Annotated in this window: 9 protein-coding genes, 1 tRNA gene and 1 other RNA gene; all 11 read left to right on the top strand. The window is 36.4% G+C overall.

The features are described 5' to 3' along the window. Positions 1-115: 115 nt before the first annotated feature. The 11 genes from gltB (at position 116) to recR (ending at position 14,633) form a co-directional block, all read left to right on the top strand. On the top strand, positions 116-4,618 hold the full coding sequence (gene gltB, locus KA900_RS09215) for a glutamate synthase large subunit (RefSeq protein WP_210139469.1): 4,503 nt from the start codon (positions 116-118) through the stop codon (positions 4,616-4,618). 20 nt (positions 4,619-4,638) lie between these two features. Then, positions 4,639-6,102 carry a glutamate synthase subunit beta gene (locus KA900_RS09210; RefSeq protein WP_115342427.1) on the top strand — a complete coding sequence of 488 codons (1,464 nt, stop codon included), beginning with the start codon at positions 4,639-4,641 and terminating at the stop codon, positions 6,100-6,102. A gap of 60 nt (positions 6,103-6,162) precedes the next feature. After that, positions 6,163-6,255, top strand: a tRNA-Ser gene (locus tag KA900_RS09205). A 384-nt stretch (positions 6,256-6,639) separates the two neighbouring features. Continuing rightward, positions 6,640-8,064: a PTS system trehalose-specific EIIBC component gene (gene treP / locus KA900_RS09200; RefSeq protein WP_210139581.1), complete on the top strand. Its 1,425-nt coding sequence runs from the start codon at positions 6,640-6,642 to the stop codon at positions 8,062-8,064. A 318-nt stretch (positions 8,065-8,382) separates the two neighbouring features. Beyond that, on the top strand, positions 8,383-10,017 hold the full coding sequence (treC, locus tag KA900_RS09195; RefSeq protein WP_210139467.1) for an alpha,alpha-phosphotrehalase: 1,635 nt from the start codon (positions 8,383-8,385) through the stop codon (positions 10,015-10,017). A 30-nt stretch (positions 10,018-10,047) separates the two neighbouring features. After that, positions 10,048-10,776: a trehalose operon repressor gene (treR, locus tag KA900_RS09190; RefSeq protein ID WP_096810979.1), complete on the top strand. Its 729-nt coding sequence runs from the start codon at positions 10,048-10,050 to the stop codon at positions 10,774-10,776. A 98-nt stretch (positions 10,777-10,874) separates the two neighbouring features. Beyond that, an RNA gene (gene ffs, locus KA900_RS09185) (signal recognition particle sRNA large type) lies at positions 10,875-11,143 on the top strand. Between the two features lie 184 nt (positions 11,144-11,327). After that, entirely contained in the window at positions 11,328-11,858 is a 531-nt protein-coding gene (locus KA900_RS09180; protein WP_107644277.1) for a GNAT family N-acetyltransferase, read from the top strand. Between the two features lie 59 nt (positions 11,859-11,917). Continuing rightward, positions 11,918-13,627 carry a DNA polymerase III subunit gamma/tau gene (gene dnaX, locus KA900_RS09175; protein WP_096810977.1) on the top strand — a complete coding sequence of 570 codons (1,710 nt, stop codon included), beginning with the start codon at positions 11,918-11,920 and terminating at the stop codon, positions 13,625-13,627. A gap of 87 nt (positions 13,628-13,714) precedes the next feature. Further along, positions 13,715-14,032 (top strand): YbaB/EbfC family nucleoid-associated protein, encoded by a 318-nt coding sequence (locus KA900_RS09170; RefSeq protein WP_002484224.1) that lies wholly within the window; start codon positions 13,715-13,717, stop codon positions 14,030-14,032. 4 nt (positions 14,033-14,036) lie between these two features. Next, positions 14,037-14,633, top strand: a complete 597-nt coding sequence (gene recR, locus KA900_RS09165; RefSeq protein WP_096810976.1) for a recombination mediator RecR — start codon at positions 14,037-14,039, stop codon at positions 14,631-14,633. The last annotated feature ends 426 nt before the right edge of the window (positions 14,634-15,059 follow it).

Raw genomic sequence — 15,059 nt, 5'->3', positions numbered from 1 at the left:
ATTCTAATTATTAGAATAATATCATCTATTTTATATATTGAATAGATAAATGGATTACTTTATAGTGTACCTTACTTATTAAATATTCAGAATTTTCGTAAAAGGGGTGAGGGCCATGCTCGAATATGGTAAGCAATTAGGGCTATATGATAGCCGCGAAGAACATGATGCATGTGGTATAGGGTTTTATGCCAATATGGATAATCAGAGAAATCACGATATCGTTGAAAAATCATTGGAAATGTTACGTAGATTAGATCATCGTGGAGGTATTGGTTCAGATGGGATTACTGGTGACGGGGCCGGCATTATGACAGAAGTGCCATACGAGTACTTTGCAATGAAAGTGGATTTCGATTTACCAGATGAAGGTCAATATGCGGTGGGCATGTTTTTTACTAATGAGAAGATAGCTGGTTCTCAACATGAAGCACAATTTAATGCGCACTTTGAAGCGGAAGGTTTAAGTGTCCTTGGCTATAGAAATGTTCCTGTAGATACGAATGCAATTGCCTCACACGTTGTTGAAACAATGCCGCATATACAACAAGTATTCATTGCGCTAAACGATGCTGCACATATAGACAGAACATTATTTTTAGCGCGCAAACAAATTGAAAATTATGCTGATCAACAACGCTTGAATTTATATTTTACAAGTTTATCGCATAGAACAATTGTATATAAAGGATGGTTGCGCTCAGACCAAATTAAAACATTATATCAAGATTTAAACCATGATGCGTATGTTTCAAAGTTAGGACTTGTGCATTCGCGTTTTAGTACGAATACTTTTCCGAGTTGGAAACGTGCGCATCCTAACAGATTACTCATGCATAACGGTGAAATTAATACCATTAAAGGTAATGTGAATTGGATGAGAGCAAGACAAAACGATTTAATTGAAACAATCTTTGGTAATGATAAAGATAAAGTGAAAGAAGTACTTGATAAAGATGGTAGTGACTCCGCCATTGTAGATAATGCATTAGAATTTTTATCGTTAGCTATGGAACCTGAGAGAGCGGCAATGCTGATGATCCCGGAACCTTGGTTATACAATAAAACCAATGATACTAACGTGCGTTCATTTTATGAATTTTACAGTTATTTGATGGAACCATGGGACGGTCCTACAATGATTTCTTTTTGTAACGGAGATAAAATAGGAGCATTAACAGATAGAAATGGTTTAAGACCAGGTCGTTATACAATTACCAAGGACAATTATATCATCTTCTCATCTGAGGTTGGTGTGGTAGATGTACCAGAAGACAATGTTGCATTTAAAGGTCAATTGAACCCGGGAAAGTTGTTGCTGGTTGATTTTAAACAAAATAAAGTGGTTGAAAATAATGAATTAAAAGCACGCATTGCAGATGAACATCCATATGACAGTTGGCTACATCAATTTAAAGTAGATTTAGGTTTATCTAAAGTATCATATCAAAACTCTGAATGGAGCGATGAAAGTTTAGCACGTTTACAAAAACAGTTTGCTTATACAAAAGAAGAAATGGATAAATATCTGACAGAAATTGTTGAAAATAAGAAAGATCCGATAGGCGCAATGGGGTACGACGTGCCAATCGCTGCTCTAAACGAAAAAGACGAAACGTTATTCAATTATTTCAAACAATTATTTGCACAAGTTACAAACCCTCCTATCGATGCGTATCGAGAGAAAATAGTTACGAGTGAATTATCTTATTTAGGGTGTGAAGGTAATTTGCTGAAGCCTAATGAAAACGCGTTAAGTCGTATCCAATTAGCGCGTCCAGTTTTAACTGAAGCACAACTTGAAGTCATTGAACAAAGTAGGTTTAATGTGACGCATTTATCTACGGTTTACCAAAATGATTTAGAAACAGCATTGGATGTGTTGGGAGATAAAGCAATTCAAGCTGTTAAAGAAGGTAAAGAAATTATTGTGTTAGATGACAGTTATTTAGTTAATACAGATGAAGGTTATGCGATGCCGATACTGTTAGCGGTAAGTCACATTCATCAGTTACTAATTAGAGAAGGATTACGCATGCGTACGAGTATAGTAGCATTATCAGGTGAAACGAGAGAAGTGCATCATGTTGCTTGTTTGTTAGGATATGGTGCAAACGCAATTGTACCGTATTTAGCGCAACGTACAATTGAGCAGTTGGTCCAAAACAAACGTTTAGAAGGGGATATTTCTGAAAATGTTCAAACTTATACGGATACATTATCAGAAGGTGTCATCAAAGTTATGGCCAAGATGGGTATTTCGACTGTTCAAAGTTATCAAGGGGCGCAAATTTTTGAAGCAGTAGGTTTATCTTCTGAAGTTGTTGAAAAATATTTCACGGGCACACAAAGTAAACTTTCAGGTATATCTATAGATATGATAGATGAGGAAAATAAGTCAAGGCAAACACCTACAAGCCAATATATAGAATCAGGAAGTACATTCCAGTGGCGTAAACAAGGTCAACATCATACTTTTAATCCGACATCTATACATTTGTTGCAACATGCATGTCGTTTAAATGATTATGAAAAATTCAAATCATTTTCACGTGAAGTTAATCACAAACGTACCGATCACGTTCGTCACTTGATGGAATTTAAAAAGCAAGAAGCTATCGATATAAGTGAAGTCGAGCCTGCAAGCGCTATTGTTCAACGTTTTAATACAGGAGCAATGAGTTATGGTTCGATTTCGGAAGAGGCACACCAAACATTAGCTGAAGCGATGAATCAAATGGGTGGTAAAAGTAATAGCGGTGAAGGTGGAGAAAACCCGGAACGCTATATTATAGATGAAGAAGGACGTAATCGTTCTAGCGCAATCAAACAAGTTGCATCCGGTCGTTTTGGTGTGACGAGCGATTACTTACAACACGCTAAAGAAATTCAGATTAAAGTTGCGCAAGGCGCTAAACCAGGGGAAGGCGGACAATTACCAGGTGCTAAAGTATACCCATGGGTTGCTGAAGTAAGGGGGTCAACGCCAGGTATTGGCTTAATATCACCACCGCCGCATCATGATATTTATTCAATTGAAGATTTAGCACAATTAATTCATGATTTAAAAAATGCAAATAAAGATGCCAATATCACAGTGAAACTTGTTTCAAAAACTGGCGTAGGCACAATTGCAGCAGGTGTTGCTAAAGCATACGCGGATAAGATTGTTATTAGTGGCTATGATGGCGGCACAGGCGCTTCACCAAAAACGAGTATTCAACATGCAGGCGTACCATGGGAAATTGGTCTGGCAGAAACGCATCAAACCTTAATGATGAACGGTCTTAGATCGAGGGTGACGGTAGAAACAGACGGGAAGTTACTCACAGGTAAAGACGTTGCTTACGCATGTGCATTAGGCGCAGAAGAATTTGGTTTTGCTACGGCGCCATTAGTGGTGCTTGGATGTATTATGATGCGCGTATGTCATAAAGATACTTGCCCTGTAGGCATTGCTACTCAGAACCAAGATTTAAGAGCTTTATTTAATGGCAGAGCAGATCACGTGGTCAATTTTATGCACTTTGTTGCTGAAGAATTACGAGAGATTTTAGCTGGACTTGGCTTGAAATCCGTAGATGAACTTGTAGGTAGAACGGATTTATTAGCACGTAAAAATAATCTGGCTAGCAGCCGCCCTAAAGCTGCATCGATGAACGTTGAAGCATTGCTATATCAACATAAAGGTGAAAGATTTAAAAAAATCGAACAAAATCACCATCTCGATGAAGGATTTGATTTAACAGCGTTGTACCCAGACGCGCGAACAGCGATTGAAAATGGTCAATCATTTATTGGTCAATACTTATTGAAAAATGAGCAACGTGATGTAGGTGTTATTACCGGTAGCGCCATTACAAGAGCCCATGGCAAAGAAGGATTGCCTGAAGATTCAATTTACGCTAAGACAGTGGGGCATGCAGGGCAAAGTTTGGGTGCATATACGCCGCATGGTTTAACCATTCATCACACAGGAGATGCTAATGATTACGTAGGTAAAGGTTTATCTGGTGGTAAAGTGATTGTTAAAGCACCAAACCAGCAACGTGAAGACGAAATTATCGTGGGTAATGTTTGCTTTTACGGTGCTTCACACGGCAAAACGTTTATAAATGGTAAAGCAGGCGAGCGTTTCTGTATTAGAAATAGTGGTGTACAGGCAGTTGTTGAAGGCATAGGTGACCATGGTCTTGAATACATGACTGGTGGCCGTGTCATCGTTCTTGGGGATGTAGGAAAAAACTTTGGACAAGGTATGAGTGGTGGCGTGAGTTATATTTTTCCATCTGACTTAGAAAAATTTAAATCAGAAAATCAACTTGATAGCTTGGATCTTGATTTCATTACTGTAGCAGAAGAATACGAAGTTTTGAAGTCTATGTTAGAAGCACATGTGCAATACACAAATAGCACAAAAGCGAAAAAAATCCTAGCTGACTTTGAGCATGTCGCAGATAAAGTCGTTAAAGTTATCCCTAAAGAATATAAACTAATGATGCAAAAAATCGACTTGCAAAAGCAAAACTCAGATGAACTTGATCAAGCTTTATTAAATGCTTTTAATGATAAGCGCACATATATAGAATCAGAGCAACAATTGACTGCTGTATATTAATACTAGAAGGGGGATTTATCATGGGTGAATTCAAAGGATTTATGAATTATGACAAACAACAACTGCAGGAGTTATCTTTGGTCGATCGTTTGAAGCATCACGGTGCGTTTCAACAAAGATTTACGAAAGACGAAGCGGCACAACAAGGCGCCCGTTGTATGGATTGCGGGACACCATTTTGCCAGACAGGGGAGCCTTTCGGCAGAGAAACAATTGGGTGTCCTATTGGCAATTACATTCCAGAATGGAACGACCTTGTCTATAGACAAGATTTCAAAGCGGCCTACGAGCGGTTAAATGAAACGAACAATTTTCCGGAATTTACAGGGCGGGTCTGTCCAGCACCTTGTGAGCAATCTTGTGTCATGAAAATCAATCGTGAATCAGTTGCTATTAAAGGAATTGAAAGAACTATTATAGACGAAGCCTTTGAAAATGGTTGGGTAAAACCGACAACGCCAGAACATCGTAAAGACGAATCAGTTGCTATAGTGGGTAGTGGGCCAGCTGGTTTAACTGCTGCTGATGAATTAAATAAATTAGGGTATAACGTAACAGTGTATGAGCGCGCACATGAAGCTGGTGGCTTACTTATGTATGGTATACCTAATATGAAATTAGACAAAGATGTAGTGCGTCGTAGAATAAAAGTGATGGAAGAATCAGGTATTCAATTTGAAACAGATACAGAAATTGGCGTAGACATTAGTAAAGAAACACTTAATGAGGAATATGGTGCTATTATTCTATGTACCGGTTCGCAAAATGCGAGAGATTTACCTCTAGAAGGACGTATGGGGTTCGGTATTCACTTTGCAATGGATTATTTAACAGAACAAGCTCAATACTTAAACGATGAAATTAAGGAACCATCTATTTCTGCAGAAGGTAAAAATGTAATAGTCATCGGGGCTGGAGACACTGGGGCAGATTGTGTTGCTACGGCATTGAGAGAAAATTGTAAATCTATTGTTCAATTTAATAAGTATACAAAGCAACCTGAGGCAATAGAATTTGATGAAAACAGTTACTGGCCATTAGCAATGCCTGTATTTAAAATGGATTATGCACATAAAGAGTACGAGGCGCGTTTCGGATTTGAGCCACGTGCATATGGCGTACAAACAATGCGTTATGATGTTGATCGAATTGGAAATGTGACCGGCGTTTACACACAGATCCTTGAAGAAACAGATGAAGGCATGGTGGTTGTCGATGGTACAGAACGTCACTGGCCAGCAGATTTGGTATTGTTGTCCATAGGGTTTATTGGCACGGAAACTACAGTGCCACACGCTTTCAATATCCAAACTGAAAGAAATAAAATTATCGCAGATAACAAAAATTTCAAAACGAATCAATCAAATATTTTTGCGGCAGGTGATGCAAGACGAGGCCAAAGTCTTGTTGTTTGGGCAATCCAAGAGGGTAGAGCAGTTGCTAATGCGGTGGATGGATACCTAACGGAAAAAACGTTGGTGTAACATTTTAATTATAATTGACTTTTGCAATACACTATAATATTATAATTAATGTGTTTATTTGGAGGAATACCCAAGTTCGGCTGAAGGGATCGGTCTTGAAAACCGACAGGGGCTTAACGGCCCGCGGGGGTTCGAATCCCTCTTCCTCCGCCATTATCATTAAAAACCAAGACTAATTAATAGAGTAGACAAACAATTCATATGTATATGAATTGTTTGTCTTTTTTGTTTTGAAATGGGTATTTTAACATAACTATAACTCCAATAGTTTAACTTGTAACTAATTTAATGTGGTTCGTGTGCGTATCTATAAATGTTGAATTATAGTAGATAATGTATTGTTTGGCAGATTATATTGTTAAGCACAAATAAATAAAAGGTGGTTGATTTATACAAGGTCGTGAATGTAAATCAAATGCTATATTTGGTCTCGCTTCGGTCTTTTTTTATCTCTCTTTATGAAAGCCTTTGCAAAACTTGTATAGACAAGTTATAATCTGGATAACATAGAAAAATTAAGGGAGTGAATCATCATGGCTGTTAAAAAAAAAAGATGTTCAAGATATCGTCGAAGCTATTGGGGGCAAAGAAAACTTGGACACAGCAACACACTGTGTAACGCGTTTACGACTTGTTTTAAAAGATGATGATAAAGTTGACAAAGATCGTTTGAATAATAACGATTTGGTTAAGGGTCAATTTAAAGCAGACAATCAATATCAAATTGTTATTGGACCAGGCACAGTAGATGAAGTTTACAAGCAGTTTATTGAAGAAACTGGGGCTGAAGCGTCCTCGAAAGATGACGCGAAAGCTGCAGCTGCCAAAAAGGGGAATCCAATTCAAAGATTGATTAAGTTATTGGGAGATATCTTTATTCCAATCTTGCCAGCTATTGTAACAGCTGGTTTGTTACTAGGGATTTATAATGTGTTAACGATGGAAGATTTATTTGGGAAACAACCACTCGTTGCACAATATCCACAATTAGGTGATATTGCGGATATTATTAATGTTATTGCGAATACTGCTTTTATCTTCTTGCCGGCATTAATTGGTTGGAGTAGTATGCGCGTATTTGGTGGTAGCCAAATACTTGGTTTAGTATTAGGGTTAATTTTAATGAACCCACAGTTGGCTTCACAATATGATATTGGTAAGGGTGATATTCCGGCTTGGCATATTTTTGGTTTAGAAATTAAACAATTGAATTACCAAGGCCAAGTATTACCGATTTTATTAGCGTCTTATGTATTAGCGCAAATTGAGAAATTCTTAAATAAATATGTGCACGATTCAATTAAAATGTTAGTTGTTGGGCCTGTGGCCTTATTAATTACTGGCTTCTTAGCATTTATCGTTATTGGGCCAATTGCATTATGGTTAGGAACAGGTATCACGAATGGAGTAACATTTGTCTTTGAACATGTAGGTTGGTTAGGCGGTGTAATATATGGCTTGTTCTATGCACCGTTAGTGATTACTGGATTGCACCATATGTTCTTGGCAGTTGATTTCCAATTGATGGGAAGCAGCCTTGAAGGCACATATTTATGGCCAATCTTAGCAATCTCTAACATTTGTCAGGGGTCAGCAGCGTTTGGTGCTTGGTATGTTTACAAAAAACGAAAAATGGCCAAAGAACAAGGTCTTGCAATGACTTCTGGCGTTTCAGGTTTCTTAGGTGTTACTGAGCCAGCATTATTCGGTGTCAACTTACCGTTGAAATATCCATTTGTAGCAGCAATTTTAACTTCCAGCGTGATAGGCGCCATCATAGGTGCAAGCGGTGTTTTGGGTAAAGTAGGTGTAGGTGGTGTGCCAGCCATTATTTCAATTCAAAGCAATTATTGGCTTGTGTATGGTATTTGTACGATTATTGCTATGGTTGTGCCAGCAATTCTAACAGTCGTGTTCTCTAAATTTAGTAAAGAAGAAGCGAAAGAAATGGTGGAAGAATAAAGAAACTATATCGTTAAGGGTAATTAAGACGCTATGCATCGATAATCATCAATGATATTTGTAGTAGAAGGCTGAAATGAAAATGAGTTTATAACATCGTTTTATAGAGCGGCTTCTTGATTTATTAAGTTAACTTTACTTATTTGTAAGTGTTGGCTTATGCCGTTCTTAAGAAGGCGGGTAATTCTTGCACAAACTTAATAAGTTACGTTAGTGCTTGTCTTTTTATCAAGGCGAGGCAATAAAATCTTTAAAGAAACACAGATTGCTGTCTCGTCTATTGGTTTTAAAAATATATTAAGAAAAGGTGGTAATTATGTGGTTGTAAATGATTGGAGAAAGTCGGTAGTTTATCAAATTTATCCCAAGTCATTCAATGACACTACTGGTAATGGTGAAGGCGATCTACGTGGTATAATTGAAAAATTAGATTATCTACAATATCTAGGTGTAGATTATATTTGGTTAACGCCCGTTTATGAATCACCTATGAATGATAATGGTTACGATATTAGCAATTATTATAAAATAAACGAACAGTTCGGTACGATTGATGATTTAGAAACTTTGATAGCTGAATCACATAAACGTGATTTGAAAGTAATGATGGATATTGTTATTAATCATACTTCTACAGAACATGAATGGTTTAAACAAGCTTATTCCGGCAAAGAAAATCCTTATAGAGATTATTACTTCTTTAGAAGGTCAGCAGATAATCAACCGCCTACCAATTGGGAATCTAAATTTGGTGGTAATGCTTGGGAATATGATGAGAAGACAGATGAATATTACTTGCATTTATATGATGTAACACAGGCAGATTTGAATTGGGATAACCCAGAAGTACGCCGAGCGCTTTATAAAGTGATTAATTATTGGATTGATTTTGGCGTGGATGGTTTTAGATTCGATGTTATCAATGTTATTTCTAAGGGTGAGTTTAAAAACTCATCAAAAATCGGTAAAGAATTTTACACGGATGGACCACGTGTACATGAATACTTGCATGAAATGAATCGACAAACATTCGGTGATAAAGATATGATGACAGTTGGAGAAATGTCTTCAACCACAATTAATAATTGTATTAAATATTCAAATCCTGAACGACAAGAATTAAGTAGTGTGTTTAACTTTCATCATTTAAAAGTGGATTATATAGATGGAGAAAAATGGACCAACGCGAAGTTAGATTTCCATCAATTAAAAAATATATTGATGGAGTGGCAGACAGGAATCTATAATGGTGGCGGATGGAATGCGATTTTTTGGTGTAACCATGACCAACCTCGTGTTGTAACAAGGTTTGGAGATGATTCGACGGAAGCGTTACGCAAAAGTAGTGCGAAAATGCTTGCTATAACGTTGCACATGTTACAAGGCACGCCATATATTTATCAGGGTGAAGAGATTGGTATGACAGACCCTCATTTCGATAGTATAGATCAATATCGAGATATAGAAACGCTCAATGCTTATAAAAGATTGAAAAATGAAGGCTACGCAGAAGATGAAATATTAACGATTTTAGGACAAAAGTCCCGTGATAATTCAAGAACACCTGTACAATGGACAGGTGGTGAAAATGCTGGCTTTACTTCTGGCACACCATGGATAGATATCCCAGACAATTATGAAAATATTAATGTTGAAGCGGCTATCGAAGATGACCAATCTATTTTACAAACTTACAGAAAATTAATTCAATTACGACATGAACACGATATTATCACTTATGGCGATATTGAACCGCTTTATATGACACATGATAAATTGTTTGTTTATAAACGCCATTATAAAAATGAAACTTGGTTAATCATCGCTAATTTTTCAAAAAACAAAGTTGCGATACCTGAGGGTTTAGATGTTGAAGGAGAAATCGTTTTACAAAACGGTTCTATTGTCAATGGATTGATAGAAGGCTTTGGTGCGATAGTGGTCGCACAATAATTTAGATTAAAAGGCAGTGAGTGATATCACATGACAAAGAAAAAATTTATTTCGATATATGAAAATTTACGCGCTGACATCATAGAATCAAAATTGCCATATGGTGCTCAATTGCCCTCTGAAAATGAATTGGTAATAGATTATAGTGCCTCTCGTGAAACAGTTCGCAAAGCATTGAATTTACTCGTTAGAGACGGTATGATTCAGAAAATAAGAGGCAAAGGTTCTGTTGTTATTTATCAAGGTGTCACAGAGTTTCCGTTTGCTAATCTAACAAGTTTTAGAGAAGTGCAACGTGGGTTAGGGCTAAGCCACGAGACAGACGTTCGGTTACTGGAAAGTGTATCTGCTAGTGATTTTCCAGAGGTAAAAAAAGCATTGAATCTTCGCTCGAGTACAAAATTATGGCATATTATCCGGACAAGAAAACTTGATAACCGTGTGAAAATTATCGATGAAGATTATTTAGTGAAAGACATTGTGCCTGATATCACTTTAGATATCGCTAAAGATTCGCTATATCACTATATAGAGCAAATACTGAAATTAGAAATTAGCTACTCCAATAAATCGATTACTTTTGAATCATTTGGAAATTTAGAATACGAAGTATTTGGAGATGTAACACCCCCGTATACCGCCACAGTGAGAGGTATTGTGCATTTAAAGGATACATCGAAATTCCAATATAATATTTCTAAACATTTAGCAACTGAATTTAAGTTCAATGATTTTTCTAGACGTCATAAAATTTTATGATCAATGGTAAGGCTATGATATACATTAATAAAATAAGTTAAAATTAATGGATGGTATGACTTGCAATCAGCCGACACATTATAGTATGATATATCTTGCCGTGCTAGGTGGGGAGGTAGCGGTTCCCTGTACTCGAAATCCGCTTTACGCGAGACTGAATTCCTTCGCTAAGGCTACGTTTTTGTGAAGTCTGCCCAAAGCACGTAGTGTTTGAAGATTTCGGTCCTATGCAATATGAACCCATGAATCATGTCAGGTCCTGACGGAAGCAGCATTAAGTGGATTATCGTATGTGCCGTAGGGTTGCCGAGATTTAGCTGTCGACTTTGGTAACGTTTATGATACGTAGTCGAAGCGAAGGTGCCGGTTTTAAATTTTAAATTAATTCAATTAACTAATAAATAAGGAGTGACTTATCTTTTGATAGCAGTCACTCTTTTTTTATATTAAAATAATAATAATCCTTTGATGTGTATAATTGGAATTAGTTGAAACCTAATTTGAAAGTGTGCTGTCGAAGATTAAATTCAGTAATTTACGGGGGAGTGCTCATGCAAATTTATTTAAGTACTTTAACTGAAAATGATTATGATACAAGTTTAGACGAAATAAAAACTGCTTTTAGAAATGTCGCAGCCTCCAACCACGATGAGCAAGATTTAGTTCTGAAAATCAGGGAGTCAGCTGAATATAATTATGAATTGGAAGTTGTCGCGAAAACAGACGACGGTGATGTAATTGGCCATGCAATGCTCTCAGAAATAAAAATCATAAATGATGAAACGCGTTATACAGCTTTAGCTTTAGCGCCTTTAACTGTATTGCCAGAATACCAAAACAAGGGAATCGGTAAAGCGCTTGTGCAAGCTGTAGAAGAACGTGCTAAGGCACAAGAATATACTACTATTATTGTACTGGGGGATCCTAATTATTATGGGAAACTAGGTTATGAAGAAGCAAGTAAATACGATATTGCTAGCCCGTTTGGCGTGCCTTCAGAGCATTTTATGGTTAAATTCCTATGGGATCAACTTGTAGAACGGCCTAATGGCGATGTAGTTTACCCAGAATCATTTAATTAATATTCAAAGTGTAAAACACAATGATATAATAGTTATTGAATGCTATTGGAGGTGCAAAAGTGAATTATCAAGCTTTATATAGAATGTTTCGGCCGCAAAGCTTTGAAGATGTAGTAGGTCAGGAACATGTAACTAAGACATTGCGTAATGCAATTTCAAAAGGTAAACAATCACATGCGTACATTTTTAGTGGGCCAAGAGGTACAGGTAAAACAAGTATTGCAAAAGTGTTCGCTAAAGCGATTAATTGCCTTGAACATACGGATGGCGAACCTTGTAATGAATGTGCTATTTGTACGGGGATTACACGTGGAACGAATTCAGACGTGATTGAAATAGATGCCGCTAGTAACAATGGTGTTGATGAAATAAGAAATATTAGAGACAAGGTAAAATATGCACCTAGCGAATCGAAATTTAAAGTATATATTATTGATGAAGTTCATATGTTAACCACAGGGGCCTTCAACGCTTTGCTTAAAACATTGGAAGAACCACCAGCTCATGCAATATTTATACTTGCGACGACTGAACCACATAAAATACCTCCGACAATCATATCAAGAGCGCAAAGATTTGATTTTAAAGCAATTAGCCATGATGAAATTGTAGAACGATTAAAATTTGTAGCAGATTCCCAAACAATAGAATATGATGTATCAGCATTAGATTTTATTGCTAAAGCTTCTGAAGGCGGTATGCGGGATGCGCTAAGTATCATGGACCAAGCTATTGCTTTTGGTGATGAACACCTTACATTGCAAGATGCTTTGAATGTAACAGGAAGTGTGGATGCGAGCGCACTAAATGACTTACTTAAAGAGGTAGTTGAAGGAGATGTAAAAAGCGCCTTCTCAACCTATCATCAATTTATCTCACAAGGTAAAGAAGTAAACCGTCTTATTAATGACATGATTTATTTTGTGAGAGATACAATTATGAATAAGACATCTAACATAGAAACTGAACACGATGCGTTGATGCATTTTGATTTAGACACACTTTACAAAATGATTGATGTTATTAATGATACACTTGTTTCAATTAGATTTAGTGTGAATCAAAGTGTGCATTTTGAAGTCCTATTAGTGAAATTAGCTGAGATGATTAAAGATAAATCGGAAAATGTTCAAACTATTGCTACTACAAGTGTGGCTAGTGAACCTAATAACGAAGTATTATTACAACGTATGGAACAACTAGAAAATGAGCTGAAAACATTAAAAAACCAAGGTGTATCAGTTAATAATGTTAAATCGCAATCTAAAAGAACAGCTAGCAAAGGGACTCAATCGAAGAATGCTTTTTCAATGCAACAAATTGCGAAAGTGCTAGATAAAGCAAATAAAGAAGATATCAAACAACTAAAAGATCATTGGCAAGAAGTTATAGATCATGCTAAAAGTAATGATATGAAGTCATTAGTTAGCTTACTTCAAAGTTCAGAACCAGTAGCAGCAAGTGAAACACATGTGTTGATTAAATTCGAGGAAGAAATACATTGTGAAATTGTAAATAAAGATGATGAAAAGCGTGAGAATATAGAAAATGTTGTTTGTAATATCATTGAGAAAACAGTGAAAGTCGTCGGTGTGCCTGCTGACCAATGGATGAGAGTGAGAACGGAATACCTTCAGAATCGTAAACAGGGTACGAGCGAAGAACATAATGCTTCAACCACAACCCAGTCAGATGAGGAAGCCGACGTAGTCCAAAAAGCTAAAGACCTATTCGGTGAAAACACAGTGAACGTCATAGATGAAGAGTAAGACATGACAATGAATTAAAAGGCATGTATAATGAAACAAAAGATTAATTACAATCAGAGAGATTGAAGTTTTAAGGAGGATAAACATATGCGCGGTGGCGGAAATATGCAACAAATGATGAAACAAATGCAAAAAATGCAAAAGAAAATGGGTGAAGAGCAAGAAAAGTTAAAAGAAGAGAAAGTACAAGGTACAGCAGGTGGCGGTATGGTGACTGTAACGGTATCTGGCCACAAAGAAGTGCTTGATGTAGAAATTAAAGAAGAAGCAGTTGATCCAGACGATATCGAAATGTTACAAGATTTAGTGATCGCTGCTACAAATGAAGCGATGAACAAAGCTGATGAGCTTACACAAGAACGTTTAGGTAAGCATACACAAGGCTTAAATATTCCTGGTATGTGATAGTATGCATTATCCAGAACCAATATCCAAACTTATCGACAGTTTCATGAAACTGCCAGGCATTGGGCCCAAGACAGCTCAACGTCTGGCGTTTCATGTATTAGATATGAAAGAAGACGATGTCGTACAATTTGCTAAAGCCTTAGTGGATGTAAAACGAGAACTTACTTATTGTAATGAATGTGGCCACATAACAGAACAAGATCCATGTTATATCTGTCAAGATAAACAGCGCGATCGTTCCATTATTTGTGTAGTAGAAGATGATAAAGATGTTATCGCTATGGAAAAAATGCGTGAATATAAAGGTCTATATCATGTCTTACATGGTTCGATATCTCCAATGGATGGTATAGGACCAGAAGATATCAATATTCCAAGTTTGATCAATCGCTTGAAAAATGATGAAGTAAAAGAATTAATTTTAGCGATGAATCCTAACTTAGAAGGTGAATCAACTGCGATGTATATATCGAGATTAGTTAAACCGATAGGTATTACTGTAACTAGGTTAGCCCAAGGACTTTCTGTCGGTGGGGATTTAGAGTACGCTGATGAAGTAACATTATCTAAAGCGATTATGGGCAGAACAGAGATGTAACAAAAATTAACTGTATATTTAGAGTAAAGTAAAACCGCTTTTTTAAAGTGGTTTTATTTTTTAAAAAAGAAAATTAAAAAAACGTAAAAAAGAGTAAAGTTTGGTTTATAGAATTTAAAACTGATTGTTTTAATAAATGAAACGACAAAAAGTATATTATAACGAACGATATATATCATTTGCTATTGAAAGTATGTTTATTTTTGTGAACTTCCTTGTGACTGGGAGGGAAAGTGTAAATTTTACTGTTGTTTAAAGTGCACTAAGCGTGTATAGTATTTACTTGTCGGACGAAACAAAACGACAAACACAAAACAACAACTTAAAGACAAGTTGAAAATTAATTTTAAAAAGTGATTGACTTTCTAAGTTAAAATCTGTAGAATTAATTCTTGTGATTGAAATAAACGAAACAATGAACATTGA

The organism is Staphylococcus sp. GDY8P120P (genome assembly GCF_017892065.1).
Classification (GTDB): Bacteria; Bacillota; Bacilli; order Staphylococcales; family Staphylococcaceae; genus Staphylococcus; species Staphylococcus nepalensis.
The sequence above is the reverse complement of the archived record's forward strand: the minus strand, read 5'-3'. Positions and strand labels throughout refer to the sequence as shown.

What these genes read in the sequence shown, in the direction of transcription:
- gltB (WP_210139469.1), top strand. Translation starts at nt 116, where the DNA reads ATGCTCGAATATGGTAAGCAATTAGGGCTATATGATAGCCGCGAAGAA.
- KA900_RS09210 (WP_115342427.1), top strand. Translation starts at nt 4,639, where the DNA reads ATGGGTGAATTCAAAGGATTTATGAATTATGACAAACAACAACTGCAG.
- treR (WP_096810979.1), top strand. Translation starts at nt 10,048, where the DNA reads ATGACAAAGAAAAAATTTATTTCGATATATGAAAATTTACGCGCTGAC.
- KA900_RS09180 (WP_107644277.1), top strand. Translation starts at nt 11,328, where the DNA reads ATGCAAATTTATTTAAGTACTTTAACTGAAAATGATTATGATACAAGT.
- KA900_RS09170 (WP_002484224.1), top strand. Translation starts at nt 13,715, where the DNA reads ATGCGCGGTGGCGGAAATATGCAACAAATGATGAAACAAATGCAAAAA.
- recR (WP_096810976.1), top strand. Translation starts at nt 14,037, where the DNA reads ATGCATTATCCAGAACCAATATCCAAACTTATCGACAGTTTCATGAAA.